General features: G+C 45.5%; 17 protein-coding genes. 7 read left to right on the plus strand and 10 right to left on the minus strand.

All coding sequences use genetic code 11. The annotated features are described in order from the left end of the window. Nucleotides 1–34: 34 nt before the first annotated feature. The 7 genes from hflX to ACMXYW_RS13155 form a co-directional block, all read right to left on the minus strand. Nucleotides 35–1,339 (minus strand): ribosome rescue GTPase HflX, encoded by a 1,305-nt coding sequence (gene hflX, locus ACMXYW_RS13125; protein ID WP_415904332.1) that lies wholly within the window; start codon nt 1,337–1,339, stop codon nt 35–37. A 6-nt stretch (nt 1,340–1,345) separates the two neighbouring features. Then, a complete protein-coding gene (hfq, locus tag ACMXYW_RS13130) occupies nt 1,346–1,588 on the minus strand; it encodes an RNA chaperone Hfq (RefSeq protein ID WP_007022969.1) in 243 nt (80 codons plus the stop codon). 125 nt (nt 1,589–1,713) lie between these two features. Beyond that, nucleotides 1,714–2,619, minus strand: coding sequence for a tRNA (adenosine(37)-N6)-dimethylallyltransferase MiaA (gene miaA / locus ACMXYW_RS13135; RefSeq protein ID WP_415905891.1), 906 nt, complete (start codon nt 2,617–2,619; stop codon nt 1,714–1,716). 37 nt (nt 2,620–2,656) lie between these two features. Further along, nucleotides 2,657–4,531, minus strand: a complete 1,875-nt coding sequence (mutL, locus tag ACMXYW_RS13140) for a DNA mismatch repair endonuclease MutL (RefSeq protein WP_415904333.1) — start codon at nt 4,529–4,531, stop codon at nt 2,657–2,659. Between the two features lie 26 nt (nt 4,532–4,557). After that, complete coding sequence (locus tag ACMXYW_RS13145) at nt 4,558–5,880, minus strand: N-acetylmuramoyl-L-alanine amidase (protein ID WP_415889115.1); 1,323 nt, start codon at nt 5,878–5,880, stop codon at nt 4,558–4,560. Between the two features lie 34 nt (nt 5,881–5,914). Continuing rightward, the gene (gene tsaE, locus ACMXYW_RS13150) at nt 5,915–6,388 is read right to left on the minus strand and encodes a tRNA (adenosine(37)-N6)-threonylcarbamoyltransferase complex ATPase subunit type 1 TsaE (protein WP_415904334.1); all 474 of its coding nucleotides are present in this window, start codon (nt 6,386–6,388) and stop codon (nt 5,915–5,917) included. Beyond that, nucleotides 6,381–7,901, minus strand: a complete 1,521-nt coding sequence (locus ACMXYW_RS13155; protein WP_415904335.1) for an NAD(P)H-hydrate dehydratase — start codon at nt 7,899–7,901, stop codon at nt 6,381–6,383. Before ACMXYW_RS13155 ends, tsaE begins: the two co-directional genes overlap by 8 nt. A 70-nt stretch (nt 7,902–7,971) precedes the next feature. Between ACMXYW_RS13155 and queG the strand changes: the two genes are divergently transcribed. Next, complete coding sequence (queG, locus tag ACMXYW_RS13160) at nt 7,972–9,096, plus strand: tRNA epoxyqueuosine(34) reductase QueG (RefSeq protein WP_415904336.1); 1,125 nt, start codon at nt 7,972–7,974, stop codon at nt 9,094–9,096. On the opposite strand, the gene orn is transcribed toward queG, so the two are convergent. After that, nucleotides 9,093–9,599 carry an oligoribonuclease gene (orn, locus tag ACMXYW_RS13165; protein ID WP_415894498.1) on the minus strand — a complete coding sequence of 169 codons (507 nt, stop codon included), beginning with the start codon at nt 9,597–9,599 and terminating at the stop codon, nt 9,093–9,095. The genes queG and orn overlap by 4 nt on opposite strands. 204 nt (nt 9,600–9,803) lie before the next feature. Between orn and rsgA the strand changes: the two genes are divergently transcribed. From rsgA to ACMXYW_RS13195, 6 genes are all read left to right on the plus strand, one after another. Continuing rightward, nucleotides 9,804–10,832 (plus strand): small ribosomal subunit biogenesis GTPase RsgA, encoded by a 1,029-nt coding sequence (gene rsgA, locus ACMXYW_RS13170; protein ID WP_415899069.1) that lies wholly within the window; start codon nt 9,804–9,806, stop codon nt 10,830–10,832. Between the two features lie 42 nt (nt 10,833–10,874). Beyond that, nucleotides 10,875–12,503: an HDOD domain-containing protein gene (locus ACMXYW_RS13175; protein WP_415904337.1), complete on the plus strand. Its 1,629-nt coding sequence runs from the start codon at nt 10,875–10,877 to the stop codon at nt 12,501–12,503. Nucleotides 12,504–12,584: 81 nt separating this feature from the next. Then, entirely contained in the window at nt 12,585–13,397 is an 813-nt protein-coding gene (locus ACMXYW_RS13180) for a sulfurtransferase (protein ID WP_415904338.1), read from the plus strand. Beyond that, nucleotides 13,397–14,269 (plus strand): archaetidylserine decarboxylase, encoded by an 873-nt coding sequence (gene asd, locus ACMXYW_RS13185; RefSeq protein WP_415904339.1) that lies wholly within the window; start codon nt 13,397–13,399, stop codon nt 14,267–14,269. The genes ACMXYW_RS13180 and asd overlap by 1 nt, the downstream gene beginning before the upstream one ends. Nucleotides 14,270–14,447: 178 nt before the next feature. After that, nucleotides 14,448–15,464, plus strand: a complete 1,017-nt coding sequence (locus ACMXYW_RS13190) for a YgfZ/GcvT domain-containing protein (RefSeq protein ID WP_415904340.1) — start codon at nt 14,448–14,450, stop codon at nt 15,462–15,464. A gap of 93 nt (nt 15,465–15,557) precedes the next feature. Next, nucleotides 15,558–16,814, plus strand: coding sequence for a GGDEF domain-containing protein (locus tag ACMXYW_RS13195; RefSeq protein ID WP_415899074.1), 1,257 nt, complete (start codon nt 15,558–15,560; stop codon nt 16,812–16,814). Here the strand turns inward: ACMXYW_RS13195 and ung are convergent. Together ung and ACMXYW_RS13205 are read right to left on the minus strand one after the other, a co-directional pair. After that, nucleotides 16,789–17,469 (minus strand): uracil-DNA glycosylase, encoded by a 681-nt coding sequence (gene ung / locus ACMXYW_RS13200; protein WP_415899075.1) that lies wholly within the window; start codon nt 17,467–17,469, stop codon nt 16,789–16,791. The genes ACMXYW_RS13195 and ung overlap by 26 nt on opposite strands. A gap of 7 nt (nt 17,470–17,476) precedes the next feature. After that, a complete protein-coding gene (locus ACMXYW_RS13205) occupies nt 17,477–17,917 on the minus strand; it encodes a hypothetical protein (protein WP_415901128.1) in 441 nt (146 codons plus the stop codon). Between the last annotated feature and the right edge of the window lie 22 nt (nt 17,918–17,939).

A 17,939-nucleotide genomic window follows, 5' to 3' on the forward strand; every position in this document is an offset into this window, starting at 1 on the left:
GGTTTTGAAACTTTTTACTCGACAGGCTGAATCCTTACCAAGGATTAACTTCGACTGGAAAACAACGATCACGTTCCATTCCCAATCGGCTCAACAGCTGCAGCATGTCTTTTTTCTGTATACGCACTTCCAAAATAATAGATCCTTTTTCATCTACTTGTTCAGAAAGTACGGCACCGCTCTCATACAATTTAGCTCTAAACTGACCTTCTTGCGGTTCCAGACACACGTTATCATGAAATACATCATCTGCAAGCAGCTCATTAACCGCTTGAAACAGCAGATCATGCCCTTCGCCCGTGACTGCGGATAACCATACACGACTTGGCTTACCCTCTTCATCACGATCGATACGAGGCTTGCGCCCTTCGATCAGATCAATCTTGTTATAAACCTCTAAAACTGGCACTTCATCCGCACCAATTTCAGCCAGTACGTTTTCTACTTCAGCGACATGATCATGACGGTCATCATCATGAGCATCGATCACATGAAGCAACAAAGTCGCCTCTATGGTTTCTTGCAAGGTCGCGCGAAATGCTTCCACCAGCTTATGTGGAAGATGACGAATAAAGCCTACAGTATCTGCCAGAATAGCCTGACCAATATCTTCGACTTCAATCCGACGCAAAGTTGGGTCTAGTGTTGCGAACAACTGGTCTGCTGCATAAACCTCAGAAGTCGTCAGCGAGTTGAACAGCGTAGATTTACCTGCGTTGGTATAACCCACCAGCGATAAAGTAGGTACTTCAGCGCGTTTACGCGAACGCCTACCTTGCTCTCGCTGCTTGCGAACCTTTTCTAAGCGCTTGTAGATAGATTTCATCCGAGCACGAAGTAAACGCCTGTCGGTTTCTAGCTGAGTTTCACCCGGACCACGCAGACCGATACCACCTTTCTGGCGTTCAAGGTGGGTCCAACCACGCACAAGACGGGTCGACATATGATCAAGCTGGGCTAGTTCAACCTGAAGCTTACCTTCATGGGTTCGTGCACGCTGAGCGAAGATATCCAAAATAAGGCCTGTACGATCAAGCACCCTACTTTGTATCTCACGTTCGATATTACGCTCTTGAGCGGGACTTAAAGCATGGTTAAAGATCACTAATTGCGCATTATGCAGATTAACCAGCTCGCGCAATTCATCTAGCTTTCCCTGACCAATAAAAAACTTCGGATTAGGATGAGAAAGAGACCCAGTCAGAAATTCGACTGGGTCTGCACCTGCAGATAGGGCTAGTTCTTCGAGCTCTTTAGGACTTTCTTGGTCGGCCTCAGCGGCCAGATTCATATGAATCAAAATGGCACGTTCGCCACTTTTAGGACGTTCAAAGAACAATGATTATTAGTCCTCTGCTTTTGCTTCGTCTGCTGCAGGCAGTTTAACTGGGCGTGCAGGAACTACAGTTGAGATGGCATGTTTATAAACCATCTGACTAACAGTATTTTTAAGCAGGATAACAAACTGATCGAAAGACTCGATCTGGCCCTGAAGCTTAATACCATTAACTAAGAAAATAGACACTGGAATACGCTCTTTACGTAGCGCATTCAAATAAGGGTCTTGTAATGATTGCCCTTTTGACATTTGCAAACTCCTTCCCGAGGAAAATTTTATAATTTTTTCGTTATAGTATGGCTGACGGCTCTTTAATTTACTGCTTTTGCCGCTTAAACGCCTTATTTTACAGCTTTTTACTGTCTAGCCTGACATTATATAATGCTACCTTCAATGAATTTCAAGGCATTCTGCAAGAGATTTGTGTCGTGAGTGTCAATCCAATTAAGGTTTTCCCAACTTCTTAGCCACGTAACCTGCCTTTTTGCGAGCTGCCTCGTAGCTACAACACCTTTAAATTTCATCGTGTCATAATCCCAAGTTCCGGCAAAATATTCCCATACTTGGCGATACCCAACACAGCGCACAGATGGCATCTGCAGGTCTAAGTCACCTCGATCCCAAAGCGTCCTTACCTCATCGACAAAACCTTGCTCGAGCATGATATCAAAACGACGAGCAATGCGATCATGCAGTTCAGAACGCTCTTGCGGCATCACTGCCAGAGAGACAATCGGAAAATCGGGCTTTTGCTTTTCCTGCTCGGCCCACAGATCCGTCATAGAACGGCCAGTAATTTCATATACCTCTAGGGCACGTTGAAGTCTCTGAGCATCATTAGGGTTAAGTCGCTTAGCCGATTCAGGATCAACTTCAGCCAATCGAGCATGCATAGCAGCCCAACCTTCAGCTTCAGCCTCCTGTAGCAGTCTTTCACGAACCGCTGCATCGGCCTCTGGTAGATTCGCTAAGCCATTTTTCAACGCATGGAAATACAGCATAGTTCCACCCGTCAAAATTGGCACTTTACCCGCTAACCGAATTTCCTCAATCTGCTTAAGCGCATCCATACGAAATTCTGCAGCCGAATAGGCTTCGGAAGGGTCACAAATATCAATCAGGCGATGCGGATATCTAGCCAGCGTTTCGTGATCAGGCTTAGCTGTGCCTATATCCATGCCTTTGTAGATCATCGCTGAATCAACACTAACGATCTCGCAAGGCATATGATCGTAAAGCTTCATTGCTAGATCGGTTTTACCAGACGCAGTAGGCCCCATTAAAAAAACGACGGGTAGATTACTCACTAAATTGCTCCTACTGGCCACGCATAAATAATTTATCAAGATCAGCCATGGTCATCTGACTCCAAGTTGGTCGACCATGGTTACATTGACCACTGCGCTCGGTTTGCTCCATATCCCTTAACAAGGCATTCATCTCTGGCAAAGTTAATTGGCGATTTGCTCTAACCGCCCCATGACACGCCATGGTTCCCAAAAGCTCATTGATATGTTGTTCAATACGCTTACTTTCGCCATATACCAACATATCGGAAAGCACATCACGGATCAGTTGCTCAATATTACCTTTAGCCAAAGAAACCGGCACTTGGCGAACAACTATCGTTTCTTCCCCCATGCGCGCCAACTCAAAACCTAAGCGCTTAAACGTATTTGCCTGCTCATCGGCGCAATCCGCTTCCCGCTGACTTACCGCAAGGCTCATAGGCACTAGGAGCGGTTGAGAACGCACAACATCCTGTTCAAAAGACTGCTTCATGCGCTCATAGACGATACGTTCATGGGCCGCATGCATATCTACTACAATCAAGCCTTGGTCATTTTGAGCAAGAATGTACACCCCATGTAACTGAGCGATCGCGTACCCCATTGGCGGGCATTTCTCATGCTCTACCTCAGATTCAGCAGACACACCAGAATCGACTGTTGTTGCAGGTTGAGGGTGAAGCGCTGCATAGCCACTGATCTGCTCTTGAATCTGAGGACCAGAGGGCGTTGAAGTTGGCTGATAAGCAGGTGCAGAGTAACCATTGCCACCTGAACTATTAACTCCAGATCTAAACGCCATGCGATTTTGTTCGAAATTCTGTTGTACTGGCTGTTGTTGAGTCTGTAACTCAGCAACTGCAGGCGCAGAGCCTTCCGGTATTTGATCTTGCGGGCGCATATCCGCAATCAGACGGTGCAAAGTCCGGAATAAGAAATCATGAACTAAACGACTCTCGCGGAAGCGTACCTCATGCTTAGTCGGATGCACGTTAACATCAACCAATGCTGGATCAAGCTCAAGATACAGCACATAAGCTGGATGGCGACCGTGGTAAAGGACATCTGCATAAGCCTGTCTTACAGCGTGCGTAACCACTTTATCTCGAATCATTCGACCATTTACAAAGAAGTACTGCAGATCAGCCTGACTACGAGAGAAAGTAGGCAATCCAACCCAACCCCATAAACGTAGACCCGATGCTTCGGCAACTACATCTGCTTGTAAAGCGTTATCAATAAACGCTGAACCACAGATACTGGCAACACGACGTTCCTGTTCTAATTCACTATCCGCCTGTCGAAGCTGATGGATAACCTTGCCGTTATGGCGCAACTGAAAGGCAACATCAAAGCGGCTTAATGCAAGACGCTTTACCACCTCATCAAGATGGCGAAATTCAGTTTTTTCCGTTTTTAGAAATTTCCGACGCGCTGGGGTATTAAAAAACAGATCTTTTACTTCAACCGTTGTGCCTTGTGGGTGAGCAGCCGGCTCAAGTTGAGCCTCCATATCCCGTCCTTCCGTTTGCACCTGCCAAGCGTTATCTTGCCCAGCCTGTCTCGAGGTCAAGGTCAAACGTGATACCGAACTTATACTGGCTAGCGCCTCGCCACGGAAGCCAAGACTACCAACGGCCTCTAAGTCTTCTAGCACTTTGATTTTTGAAGTGGCATGTCGACTAAGCGCAAGGGAAAGGTCATCTTTCTCAATACCAAAACCGTTATCACGGATACGCATTAGCTTAACGCCGCCCTGCTCAACATCGACGTCGATTTTATCTGCTCCGGCGTCCAAACTATTTTCAAGAATCTCTTTGATAACAGAAGCTGGGCGCTCAACTACTTCACCCGCCGCAATTTGGTTGGCCAAACGCGGTGATAAAAGCTGTATACGTGACATTAATCTACCTTTGGATTTAGCTGAGGCTAGCTGGTTGGAATACGTAAGACCTGACCGATTTTAATTCGATCATTTTTCAAGTTGTTCTCTTTGCGCAATGAAGATAGAGATACACCGTTGCGAGAAGCAATCACCGATAGCGTATCACCACGAACCACTTTGTATGTACGATTATCTTTTTCTCTACGCTGCGCGATGTACGTTAGCGCAGGCGGCTTACGCTCAAAGTGTTGAGTAATCCCTTTAAAGACAGCACCTGCCATCTTCTTCTGATAGCTTTTGGTCTTTAACTTAGCAGCTTCACCAGGATTCGAGATAAAGCCTGTTTCAACCAGAATCGATGGGATATCAGGCGATTTCAAGACAACAAACCCCGCCTGCTCTACATGGGGTTTATGCATTTTGGCGAAGCGTTTTATATTGCCATGAATCTGTTTAGCGATAGAACGACTGTCCTCACGACTAGCGGTCATCGACATATCCAACAATACGCTCGCCAACACATTATCTTTATCATCTAAGCTAACGCTACCTACACCACCAATGAGGTCGGTACTATTTTCTTTACGCGCCAACCAACGACCCATTTCACTACTTGCCCCACGGGACGATAGAACCCAGACTGATGCGCCTCGGGCACGTGCATCTTTGAAGGCATCCGCATGTATAGAGACAAAAAGATCGGCATTATGCTTACGGGCAGCTTTCGTTCGACCGCGTAAACTTACATAGTAATCACTCGTACGTGTTAGCTTGCCTTTGTAACCAGGAGTAGCGTCTAAACGTCGTTTTAGTTCTTTAGCGATCGCAAGCACAACATCTTTCTCTCGAACTCCACCAGGCCCAATGGCCCCTGGGTCATCACCACCATGACCTGCGTCGATAGCGATCACAATATCACGCCCAGCAACCGCTTTAGGTTTGGCCGTTTTCTTAACTGTTTTGAGCGAAGACTTTTCGTAAAGGTCTAATACGAGCCGGTGACCGTATTTTTGATTGGGCTTTAATTCAAAGCTCTTGGGACGCACTGCCCTTTTAAGATCCAAGACTAGCCGGAGGGTTTGACCGTTTTTACCAGAACGAATCTTTTTAACCGGGCTTTTATCTAAACCAAGCTTATCCAGCCCAGCTTTTAACGACGCCTTTTCAATATCAAGCACAATTCGGTCAGGCTTATCGAGCGTAAATACTTTGTGAGATGCAGGACCGCTCATATCAAATACGAGACGAGCATGATCCGGCGCTAACCAGATACGCACATTTTTAACATCCGCAGCATGAGTAATCGCGCTACAGATAAAAATCAAACAACCTAATAATCCAGCAAAAACATGCCGGAAACCGCTCATTCGCATAGTGCTTAAGCTTAACCCCTTCTTACTTCTATTCAGTCGCTTGCAATAACTTATCGGCCATCTGCTGGCCTAATTCAGACTGTGGTGTCCAAGTTAATTGTCGCCCGCGACCATCAAGCTCAATCTGCAACAACAAATCAGCCTCTGGCAGAATACCTTGCCCTCTTTCTGGCCATTCAACTAAACATAATGCCTTATCTTCAAAATAATCACGAATACCAAGAAATTCCAATTCCTCAGGGTCCGACAACCGATACAAATCAAAGTGATAAATCTGCTGTTCACCTACTTCATAAGGCTCCACCAGCGTATAGGTAGGACTCTTAACCGAACCTTGATGACCACAACCACGAAGAATACCGCGACTTAGGGTTGTTTTACCCATACCTAAGTCACCTAAAAGGAAAATAACACCTCTACCCGCTGCTGCATTCGCAATTTTATGGCCGAATGCGATCATCGCCTGTTCATCGGATAGTTTTACTTGATACTGATTACTCATACTTACTATTTATTACTCTTGGAATTGCATCAAACAGATCTGATGCGATTAAACCTATTTCACCTTGTTGCTTCACAACGAAGTCAGCGGCTTTAGCATGAACAAACACCGCCAAACGAGCGGCATTCTCAGGTGATAAGCCTTGAGCTAGGAGCGCGCCACAAATACCCGACAAAACATCTCCCATCCCAGCAACCGCCATACCCGGATTACCGGCGTCACAAAGATAAACTACTTCACCAGCACTGACCAACGAACCCGCACCTTTTAAAACAGCGCAACCACCACAAATTTGCTGCAAACGCTCAACCGATGCGAAACGATCAGTTTCTAACTCAGTTACAGACTTATCCATGATTCTGGATGCTTCTCCCGGATGAGGGGTACAGATCCAATTTTTCCGATTCAGAGAGGCAAACAAAGACTTTTCAACAATTAAATTCAGCGCATCAGCATCCAAAACCAACGGTTTCTCGGTTGCAAGCGCAGCACGCAACATCTGATCGGACCACGCATTTTGCCCAAGACCCGGCCCTATGACAATCACATCCGCACGATCCAATAAGGGTAATAAGTGCCCCGTTGAATCAACAGGGTGCACCATAACTTCAGGACAGCGTGTTAATGAAGCCGTAACATGCTCTGAACGGGTCGCCAAAGAGACTAAACCAGATCCACTTCGCATCGCCGCCTGAGAAGCTAAAAGGGCCGCTCCCCCCATACCGGAATTACCGCCAATTACTAGCAGATGACCAAACTTACCTTTATGAGAATTGCGTTCCCTTGCTGGCAGCAACTCTTCTAAATCACTCTCCGTAGTTCGAAAAACATCTACTGTAACCAGGTCATAAACTTCATCGGGCACTTTTAAGTCATCAAATAGAATCTGACCACGATAATTCACACCTTCCGAAGTAAACAAACCACGTTTAAGACCAATAAAGCTTAATGTGATATCTGCTCGTACAGCCACACCTAAAACAGCACCGGTATCAGCGCAAATACCTGAGGGAATATCAACTGCGAATATTGGTTTATGACTGCGATTAATCTGCCTGATCACCCCTGCAAAGGGCTCCCTGACTTCACCCGTCAGCCCCGTACCCAACAGCGCATCTACAATAAGATCGCCCCATAGCTCGGAACCTGCAGATGCCACATCTATGTTTCCAATTATCGGCTGCAACTGTTCCCAAGCCTGTAGTGCTTCACCACGAAGCTGCGAGGAGAAATCGGCTTTGCCTACGCAGACTAACTGCACCCGCAAGCCTTTATTGATAGCGAGAGCCGCTACCACAAAGCCATCGCCACCATTGTTACCTGCGCCACAAACAATGCTTAACGACTCTACATGCGGAAAACGATCAAGTATTTCAGCAAACACCGCATGACCTGCTCGCTGCATTAATCGAATACCCGGAATACCAAACTGAGTAATTGCGGTATTATCCAACACTCGAGTTTGTTCGGCAGTGTATAATGGTGCAGGTAAGACAGCTCTGTTGATGGACATCTGCTCTGCGAACTCCTTTGAATTTCTGCCATTATAGAGGAACCTGTGCCTATTAAGGCAAGCAGACACCATGACAGATATGCCAACTGAATCCCTGAAAGCGTTAGCCCAAAAGATCAAAATGTGGGCAAAGGAACTTGGCTTTCAGCAATGTGGAATTACCGACTGCGATTTAAGCCAAGAACAAGCGCATTACGAACAATGGCTTAGCAACGGCTTCCATGGAGAGATGGCGTATCTAGAGAACCATTTAGATAAACGTTTCTCTGCTAATAGTTTAGTACCCGAAGCGCAACGTATCATCTGCGTTCGCATGGATTATCTGCCACCCGACACCAAGATCACAAAGATCCTCGACGATAACGATAAAGCCTATGTATCGCGCTACACCTTAGGTCGAGATTATCACAAACTGATTAGGAAACGTTTGACCCAGCTCGGCAAAAGAATTGAGCAGGAGATTGGCGAATCGGTCTACCGAGCGTTCGTGGATAGCGCTCCTATTTTGGAAAGACCATTAGCGGAAAAAGCCGGTATTGGTTGGCGAGGCAAACATACCCTAATTCTCAACCGTGAAGCTGGCTCCCTATTCTTTCTTGGCGAGCTCTTAATCAACCTACCATTACCAATAGACGAGCCCGTTACAGAAGATCATTGTGGTAAATGCAGAGCTTGCTTGGATGTGTGTCCAACCAAGGCCTTTCCGCAACCGCATGTTTTGGACGCACGCCGTTGCATCTCCTATCTCACCATTGAGCTGAGTGATTCAATTCCTGAAGAGTTACGTCCTCTGATGGGCAACAGGATCTTTGGTTGCGATGATTGTCAGTTAATTTGTCCTTGGAATCGTTTCTCAGATTTCACTCAAGAAAGTGACTTTCATCCACGACAAAAATTAGATGATATCGAGTTAGTAACTCTGTTTACTTGGTCCGAAGAAGAGTTTTTAAAAAAAACCGAAGGCTCGGCAATCAGAAGAACAGGGCATATTGGCTGGCTGAGAAACATTGCTGTGGCATTGGGAAACAGCAACGGTAGCAATGCAGTAATTGAAGCTTTAGAAAGTAGACGTACCCACGAATCTGATATCGTTCGCGAGCACGTTGAGTGGGCCCTAAAGCAACTAGAAAGTAGAACTGCTGCGCAGACTCTTCCTATTCAGACCCACCCTCGCCGTAAAAAAATTCGGTTTTAATCCAGCTTAATAAAGTGCTCGCGGTAGTACTTAAGCTCTTCAATTGAGTCTTTGATATCGTCTAGCGCCAGATGGGATCCTTTTTTCACAACGCCTTTAGCGACTTCTGGCTTCCAACGTTTCGCCAGCTCTTTTAAAGAGCTCACATCAAGATTTCGGTAATGGAAGAATGCCTCTAGCTCAGGCATATATTTATTCAGGAAACGTCGATCCTGACCAATGCTATTTCCGCACATTGGCGAAGCCCCTGCTTCCAGATACTGCTTTAAAAATTCAATTGTCTGCGCTTCCGCCTGTGCTTCAGTTACCTGACTATCTTTAACGCGCTGGGTAAGGCCTGACTTCCCATGCTGATTGGTACACCACTCATCCATACCGTCCAAGATTTCATCAGTTTGATGAATTGCTAGCGTTGGGCCTTCCGCTAAGATGTTCAGATCAGAATCAGTGACGATGGTTGCGATCTCGATAATGACATCCGTTTTGGGCTCCAAACCAGTCATCTCTAGATCAATCCAGATCAGATTTTCCTTACTTACCACCTTATTACCTCCAAAAATGACGTTTTCACCTACCTATGTCACTGAATAGCGGACTTAATTCGCAGGTTCTTTGACTTTCCCTTAGAATACCCTACCTTCTAACATCTTGCTTCGATATTAACGGAGACTATTAGCACTCGCGCTTTAAAGCGCTGCTGACTCATTATGGCAAAACGTAAATTAACTCGCCGTCAAAGCTGGCGCATCCAGAAGATCCAAGACGAACGCGCCGCTCGCGCGTCGAAAAAAGATGCCGCGATTGAACAGCAATTGGATAGCAGCGACCTCGGCCCAGAGCAACACGGTTTAATTATCTCTCATTTTGGGCGCACGGTTGATGTAGAAGCGACCGAAGGTGATAACCAAGGTGAGATTATTCGTTGTCATATGCGTACTAATTTAGGTCAGTTGGTCACCGGCGATAGGGTTATCTGGCGTGAAGGCAAAGATACCGGCGTAGTCGTAGCAAAGCTCGAGCGTAAAAGTGAACTATTGCGCCCCAACCCTTACGGCGATATGAAGCCTGTAGCCGCAAATATCGATTTTATTGTTATCACCGTTGCGGTTGAACCTACACCTTATGCCAATCTTATTGATCGCTACCTAGTGGCAGCAGAATTAAGCGGTATAGAACCAGTAATTTTATTAAACAAAACCGACCTATTAAATGATGGCAATCGTGAAGAGATTGACGCGATGCTACAACGTTATAGAGATATAGGTTATACCGTTCTGCTTGCATCGAGTTCTAGTGAAGAAGGCTTAGCTGATCTAAAGAGCTATCTCGACAATCGTATCAGCGTGTTTGTTGGTCAATCCGGTGTCGGGAAATCCTCTTTAATCAATGTGTTGCTGCCTGGTGTAGATTTAAAAGTAGGCTCACTCTCAACTCAAACAAAAAAAGGCCGACACACTACTACAACAGCACGATTATTCCACTTCCCAGATGGCGGTGACTTAATCGATTCTCCTGGGATTAGGGAGTTTGGTTTGTGGCATATTGAGCCTGATGATGTTATCAATGGTTTCAAAGAGTTACAGCCTTTAGCTGGGTCGTGCCGTTTTCGCGATTGTAAACATGAAAAAGAACCTGGCTGTGCACTAAAGTCGGCTGTTGAAGATGGTACTATCAGCGAATACCGTTGGAAGAGCTACAAACATATTCTTAGTTCTATTGAAGAGCAAAATAGTTAAATTTGGTCCATAGTTTCAATATTGGAATCAGGCGGAGAACAGATGTCAGAGTCCCCATACGGAGTGGAGAGTTGGGTTGAGTACCTGAAGGATCGCCCATTGCCTGTCAGAAACAGTGTTCTTCGTCGTCTGCAAAAACAGTTACGAGACCCCAACGTTACCCTTCAAACTCTTAACCGGATCATTAAATCAGATCCGGTTTTGTGTCTGCATATGGTGAGAAAGGCATCCGAGCTACATAACAAAGTTGATTCCAAAGTAACCAGTATTGACCATGCCATAAACTCACTTGGCCTCGATAATATTGATGCGGTTTTAAAAAGCACAAAATCCCTCAAACTAAACCCATCGAGTGTTGCGCAGAAGATGTACTTTCGTTACATCGCCGTAAGCCATCATGCAGCAACACAAGCCTCAAATTGGCTAGAAGTGCGTCGCGCACCTTTTGTTGAAGAAACTCATCTTGCTGCACTGTTTTACGGCGTCGGACACTGGATGCTTTGGCAGCACGCGGCTCTGCATATGAGTGAGATCCAAGTCAAACTCAGAGAAGAGCGTACCGATGTTGTTCTCGCAGAAACAGATGTTCTAGGCTGCACAATACAAGAAATATCTCGTGGCTTAATCGAACACTGGGGCATTTCAGAATTAGCATCGATCAGTTTGGAACATGAAACTTCACCCAACAAAAAGACCTTAGCGCAACTCCATCAACGAGCGCTTGGTGACCCTCGCCTGACAGACGAGGATCTTCGTGAAATCAATCACCTGGTTCAAGAAAAGTTTTTCCCAGTTAAACTCGCAAACTGGATCGCGTTAACCGCCAATCTGGGCTGGCAACAGACTAAAACCATGAAGATAATCGATATCATTAACGATTATCTCAAAGGCGAGATCGCTGATACTATTAACATGCTGCATAAGAACTGTGCTCGCGCATCCTCTATGTACCATGTAGCTGGCACCTTAGCTCCTGCAGCTGAGATGATCATGCTTCCTTCGGATAAACAAATTAATTACCGCCTATCCGACAAAGAGAGCCAAATACTCTCAGCAAGCCTACCAGAAGTAACCAAACCTCAAATCGAAGTTCCACAACCAGCGCCTGATCCTGAAGAGATCGTTGAAACCGAGATCAGTTTGCCCGCCAAACCAGATTTCCAGGATCAAAACATCTACGATCAAATCGCTGAAAGGTTCCTAAAGGGTTACGATCTATATACTCAGCCGAAACACATCCTTCAGGGGTTAATTCAAGGTACTAACCGTGGCTTAGGCTTTGAGCGAGTATGTATGTTCCTCGTCAATCCAAAGACAAACAGCATGAAAACAGCTTTTGCCGTTGGGTTCGAAGATAAGCATCCAATGTCGACGTTCCAATACGATTTAGAGATCCCAAGCCTATTTAAAAAGCTGAAAGAAAAACCTGGGTGTATTTGGGTGAAGCCTGAAAACATCGACAAAATGAATCCGATGTTGCCAGAAGTCTATCGAAGCTGGGGCAACCCAAATGGATTCCTGTTAATGTCTCTTTTCTTTGGCAAGAAGCCAATTGCGATTATTCATGCCGATTACGGTAGTCACGGCCCTGAAATTAGTGATTTCCACCATGAGCGATTCCGCTACCTCTGTTCAGCTGCCACTTTAAGCCTAAAAAAGATGCTTAAATAAGACCGGTATATCAGCACGCTTGAATAAGTGGCAACAATCCCAATATTATCTTTGACCAGCCCTTTCTTTTGGAGTGACTGAATGAATTTACCTTTAAGCGTTGAGGCGCAAACTTTACACCAGCATCTCGACGACCCTCAGGTACTGGTAATTGATCTTTCCAGCGAAGAAAACTATCTAGCTGGCCATATTCCAGGTGCCATTCACTTAGCTTCAAGCCGCCTGTTAAATGGTAAAAAACCAGTTCCAAATACTGTTCCGACCAAAGAAAAACTCGCTGCTCTTTATAATGAATTGGGTATCACACCTGATACATGGGTTGTTGCGTATGATGATCAAAAAGGCCCTTGGGCTGGCCGCTTCATGTGGACGCTAAACATATTAGGCCACCAGAACTGTTCTGTATTAAACGGCCAATTCGACGCTTGGAAACAAGCAGGCTTGGCAATTGAACAGCAAAAGAACCAACCGTCACCAAGTAATCACGAAATCAACTATGATGGCTCTCTGCTTGCTGATGCGGATTTTATTCTTTCGCACCTAGATGACGCTAACTGCACCATCTGGGATGCACGTAGTGCAGCAGAATACAGCGGTGAAAAGGTCATCAATGCTCAAAAAGGCGGCCATATTCCAGGTGCTAAACATTTCGAATGGACTGACTGCTTGATAAGCGATTCTGATCTTCGCCTAAAACCTAAAGATGAATTGTTATCCTTACTGGCAGAAGCAGGGATTAATCCCGACAACACTATCATTACCCACTGCCAAACTCACCGCCGCTCAGGTTTAACCTACTGGGTTGCTAAACACCTCGGATTTGAAAACATTCGCTGCTACGACGGCTCATGGTTCGAATGGGGCAACCTTCCAAACACTCCTGTGGAGAAATAATGAAAAGCTTTACTGACCGTCTGTTTATTTTATTTCAACATGTCGTGCCTCAGCATTTGTTATCACGCTTGGTAGGCAAGATTGCAGACTGCCAAACTCCTTGGGTGAAAAACACATTTATTAAATGGTTCGCCAAGAAGTATCAGATCAATATGACGGAAGCTCGTGAAGAGATTCCAACCAATTACCCTAGTTTCAATGCTTTTTTCACCCGTGAATTAAAAGACGGTGCACGTACCATCGATATGGATGCAACTCATATCGCTAGCCCAGCAGATGGCGAAATTAGCCAGCTAGGCAAGATTGAACATGGTCGTATCTTTCAAGCAAAAGGCCGTGGCTATGGTTTAGCAACGCTATTAGGTGGCGATCAAGAAAGAGCAAAAGATTTTATTGATGGTGAGTTTGCGACCATTTATCTCTCTCCAAGAGATTACCACCGCGTTCACATGCCCGTAAAAGGCACGCTAACCCATACTACCTATGTTCCTGGCGATCTTTTTTCTGTAAACCAGACAACAGCGGAAGGCGTTGATCAATTGTTTGCCCGTAACGAACGCCTAGTTGCTTACTTCGACACAGAATACGGCCCTATGGCGATGGTGTTAGTCGGCGCAATGATTGTGGCTGGCATTGAAACTGTTTGGTCAGGACAAGAAGCACCTGCGCTAAAACGCCCTGTTCACACAAGTTTCAGCCCAACCTCTCCTGAGCCTATTACTTTAGAGAAAGGCGAAGAGATGGGGCGCTTTAAGCTTGGCTCAACTGTTGTATTGCTGTTTAGCAAAGAGCAGATCTCTTGGGCAGAGGAGCTAGCCGCAGAGAGCCCAGTTGAGCTTGGAAAAATGATAGCGAAGAAAGTCGACGCTTAAACATCCTCTGTTGTATTTGTGCACCTTGCTTCCTAAATTCAACTTTCACAAGGTGCACTGAAAGGTTAGCCAGAAAGATTTATCTCATTCTGAATAACCATAAACTTTGTCTGCTGTCCTCAGTTTGTATTTAGCATACACTAGGAGTGTAGAGTCACAGTCTAGGTATTAATGTACGATGAGCAATCTGATTGAATTATTAAAAGATAAAAATATTCAACTCAATACTGACAACACAGCTGTACTCAGTACAACCGCCAAAACGACCCAAATTATCCCACTGCTACATCAACGCGTTCTATCTATAGCAGGTCCGGATACTGAAAAATTCCTTCAAGGCCAATTGACCTGTGATGTCTCAGAAGTCTTCGCACGCGGCAGTGCTCTAGGCGCTCACTGTAATATTAAAGGCCATATGCTTAGCTTATTCCGTATGCTTAAACGAGGCGAAGATCACGTTTGGTTGCGTATGAGCCATGATATTTTTGACAGCGCTACCAACAACCTGAAAAAGTACATGATCTTTTCCAAAGCGGAAGCGGAAGATGTCAGCGGAAAAATAAGTGGTATTGGTCTAACTGGCCCTGGTGCACAAGCACTTATAGAACAGCTATTCGAACAATCACCAACTGAAGACGACGGCATTATTAGCCTAAGTAACGGCGTTGTTGTTCGCGTGCCTGGCAACCGCTACGAAATTTGGATGGAAAATAGCGCTCTTGTAGAGCTAATCCAAAACCTTCAAGACGAAGTAGGCATTGGCTCAACCGATGATTGGGTACTAAGCGAAATAGACGCAGCAATCCCTGACCTTCGCGCAGAAACTCAGGAAGCCTTCATTCCTCAAATGACTAACTTCCAAGCATTGGGCGGCGTTAGCTTCCGTAAGGGCTGCTATACAGGACAAGAGATCATTACCCGTCTACAACATCGCGGACAGCTGAAAAAGCCGATGTACATTGCTGAAATCACAGCTAATCAGCAACCAAAGCCAGGCCAAGAAGTAAGTAGCCCAGACAAACCCAAAGCAGGCCAAGTAGTAATAGCTGCACCTTGTGGCGAAAACCGTTACCGCGTATTGGCTGTACTGGTAAAAACACTTGCCGAGAAAGGCGATCTTAAAATTGGAGATGCAGCTCTGGAGTTATCCACACTGCCTTACGAGCTGGACCCAAAACTATTTGAGCCAAAATAAGCTGAACAAATAGAAGACAACTGTTGACCCAGAAAGCAATAAACGCGACACTCCCATACAACTTTCGTAAAAGGCCTAGGGAGAGGCTCAAGGATGACAACTTCGGCACCAACCAGTCCGAGAGTACCTTTATTGCTTACTGGTGCAACAGCCACTCTGTGCTTACTGCTTCTCCTTTATATTCACCTTAGTGCACAAAGCACCCTGCAAAAATTCATCCCATGGCTCGATGCCTCTATGGAGATCAAACTTGAGGTAGCTCAAGCCCATCTTTGGTTTGAAGAAATCTCCGCAGGTGACCCTTCTGTATCCATCGACACCGTCTATACACACTTAGATCAGGCAACTTGGTACGCCAATGCCATTTTGGATGGCGGCACCCTTAAACAGAATATCTACCAACCTTTAGAATACAAAGAGCTGAGGCTGCAAGCCAATCGGCTTGTTTACAAGCTACAGCAGCTCCGCAAATCGATCGACCAAAGGCATGTAGACCTAGAGGAATCGGCTGCAGGAACAGAGAGAGAACAACACCAAGACAAGATTTTTATGGAGATCATTCAGAAGGCAAATGCCTTAGAAAGCTCCCTCAAAATGCGTATTAGTTATGAAGACACCGCTCAAAACTCTCTCCTCGCTTTACTGCTTCTAGCCATCGTCGCCATGACGTTAATATCCGGGTATTCGGTTCGCCGCTTTACCGATAGCAGAACTCGCTATACACAAAAGTTAGCTTTAGCTAACACACAGATATCCGAGCAAAATCGACGTCTAAAAGAGCTCGCCCATACAGATCAGTTAACCGGCCTGCCCAATCGCAAAATGCTTGAAGCCATTACCAAACAAGCGATCAGTCGAGCCCAAAGAAAACAGAGCGTTTTATCCCTTACTTTTATCGATCTAGATTTCTTCAAACCTATTAATGACGAGTACGGTCATAACGTTGGCGACAAAGTTCTCACCAACTTCACAACAGCCATTAATCAAATCCTTCGTGAAGATGATATATTGGCTCGCCTTGCCGGTGACGAGTTTATTTTACTGATTCAAGCAGACAGCATGTTTGAAGCACAGGAAGCGTTGGATCAGATTATGGAACGCATCCATGAACGTCTGAATCATCCGATCCTCGAAACCCCAGCAGCACTGCATATACGCTGTAGCGCAGGTACTGCTTTTGCTCCAAAAGACGCTATAGACTTCGAGGGATTATTGCACTGCGCCGATATAGCAATGTATGAAAGTAAAAAGCGCGGGCGAGGTCAGCATTGCTACTTTACCTCCAGCCCGGTTACGCAGTCTGAATTACCGCTATCGTTAAAATCTAGAGAGACGGAAGCTGCCAATTGATAGGCACTTTACCCTGCTGCTGCAGATACTGATTGGCTTGACTGAAATGCTGACAGCCCAAGAAACCGCGATGAGCAGACAGAGGTGAAGGGTGAGGTGCTTTTAAGACAAGGTGCCTTTCTTGATCAATACAGGCTCCCTTTTTCTGTGCGTAACTACCCCAAAGAAGAAATACGACATTATCGCAATGTTGATTTACTGCTTGGATAATTTGATCGGTAAATGTTTCCCAGCCTTTACCTTGATGAGCACCCGCACTGCTCTCCTCCACTGTTAGTACGCTATTGAGTAGCAAAACCCCTTGCTGAGCCCATGATTCCAAATGACCATGATCCGCTCGAGGAAGCCCTAAATCACTCTCTAGCTCTTTATAGATATTCACAAGAGAGGGCGGCACTTTGACCCCCGGCATCACAGAAAAGCAAAGCCCATGAGCTTGACCTGGTTGATGGTAAGGGTCCTGACCCAAAATCACGACCTTAACATCATCCAAAGGCGTCGTTTCTAAAGCATGAAACCAATTATCTGAATGGGGGTAGATAATTTTACGCTGAGTTTTTTGCTCTTTAAGGAACTCTTTAAGAGCCAGCATATAAGGCTGCTGAAATTGTTCAGCCAAAACAGCTTGCCAGCTTGGAGCGTTTTCAAGTGCCATATTAGTATCAACCACCACAATTTTTAACTTCGTTAGAACTTAACTCAACAGGCTCTGTAATGACCCTACGATGCCAGATGGAATAGTATCGTAACTTTCCAGGGGCGTGAGAGACGATGCCAGAGATAATAATTGCTAGAAAATAGATATAAGCATTTGGCTGCTCAAACCACCAAAATACGGTGGATAAAAGCAGTAGCTTAATGCCGATAGCAGTGCCTCTGAGCTGTATCAACCAAATACCATCTCCATACGCTTCCATAGCGGCCATCAGAAAACCACTAACAAGGGTCATAAGCAGATAAGGATACCAACTACTCTCTGGCTGCTGAAAAAGATAGGCACCAGCCAAACCCGCAATTCCAACGAGATGAATCGTTCGCAAACTTATACCCAACCAGCGCTTAGCCGGTATAGAGCGTTTTTCTGTTGGGAATAACCAGTTCATCGCCACAGCATCTCTTCCTTTT

It is taken from the genome of Neptuniibacter sp. QD48_55, assembly GCF_047778115.1.
In the GTDB taxonomy this organism is placed as follows: domain Bacteria; phylum Pseudomonadota; class Gammaproteobacteria; order Pseudomonadales; family Balneatricaceae; genus Neptuniibacter.

Coding starts and splice junctions, on each gene's coding strand:
- asd (WP_415904339.1), top strand. CDS start 13,397: ATGAAAAGCTTTACTGACCGTCTGTTTATTTTATTTCAACATGTCGTG.
- ACMXYW_RS13155 (WP_415904335.1), bottom strand. CDS start 7,901: ATGTCCATCAACAGAGCTGTCTTACCTGCACCATTATACACTGCCGAA.
- ACMXYW_RS13180 (WP_415904338.1), top strand. CDS start 12,585: ATGAATTTACCTTTAAGCGTTGAGGCGCAAACTTTACACCAGCATCTC.
- ACMXYW_RS13195 (WP_415899074.1), top strand. CDS start 15,558: ATGACAACTTCGGCACCAACCAGTCCGAGAGTACCTTTATTGCTTACT.
- ung (WP_415899075.1), bottom strand. CDS start 17,469: ATGGCACTTGAAAACGCTCCAAGCTGGCAAGCTGTTTTGGCTGAACAA.
- rsgA (WP_415899069.1), top strand. CDS start 9,804: ATGGCAAAACGTAAATTAACTCGCCGTCAAAGCTGGCGCATCCAGAAG.
- mutL (WP_415904333.1), bottom strand. CDS start 4,531: ATGTCACGTATACAGCTTTTATCACCGCGTTTGGCCAACCAAATTGCG.
- ACMXYW_RS13205 (WP_415901128.1), bottom strand. CDS start 17,917: ATGAACTGGTTATTCCCAACAGAAAAACGCTCTATACCGGCTAAGCGC.
- orn (WP_415894498.1), bottom strand. CDS start 9,599: ATGACTGGTTTGGAGCCCAAAACGGATGTCATTATCGAGATCGCAACC.
- ACMXYW_RS13145 (WP_415889115.1), bottom strand. CDS start 5,880: ATGAGCGGTTTCCGGCATGTTTTTGCTGGATTATTAGGTTGTTTGATT.
- ACMXYW_RS13175 (WP_415904337.1), top strand. CDS start 10,875: ATGTCAGAGTCCCCATACGGAGTGGAGAGTTGGGTTGAGTACCTGAAG.
- hfq (WP_007022969.1), bottom strand. CDS start 1,588: ATGTCAAAAGGGCAATCATTACAAGACCCTTATTTGAATGCGCTACGT.
- queG (WP_415904336.1), top strand. CDS start 7,972: ATGACAGATATGCCAACTGAATCCCTGAAAGCGTTAGCCCAAAAGATC.
- ACMXYW_RS13190 (WP_415904340.1), top strand. CDS start 14,448: ATGAGCAATCTGATTGAATTATTAAAAGATAAAAATATTCAACTCAAT.
- miaA (WP_415905891.1), bottom strand. CDS start 2,619: ATGGGGCCTACTGCGTCTGGTAAAACCGATCTAGCAATGAAGCTTTAC.
- tsaE (WP_415904334.1), bottom strand. CDS start 6,388: ATGAGTAATCAGTATCAAGTAAAACTATCCGATGAACAGGCGATGATC.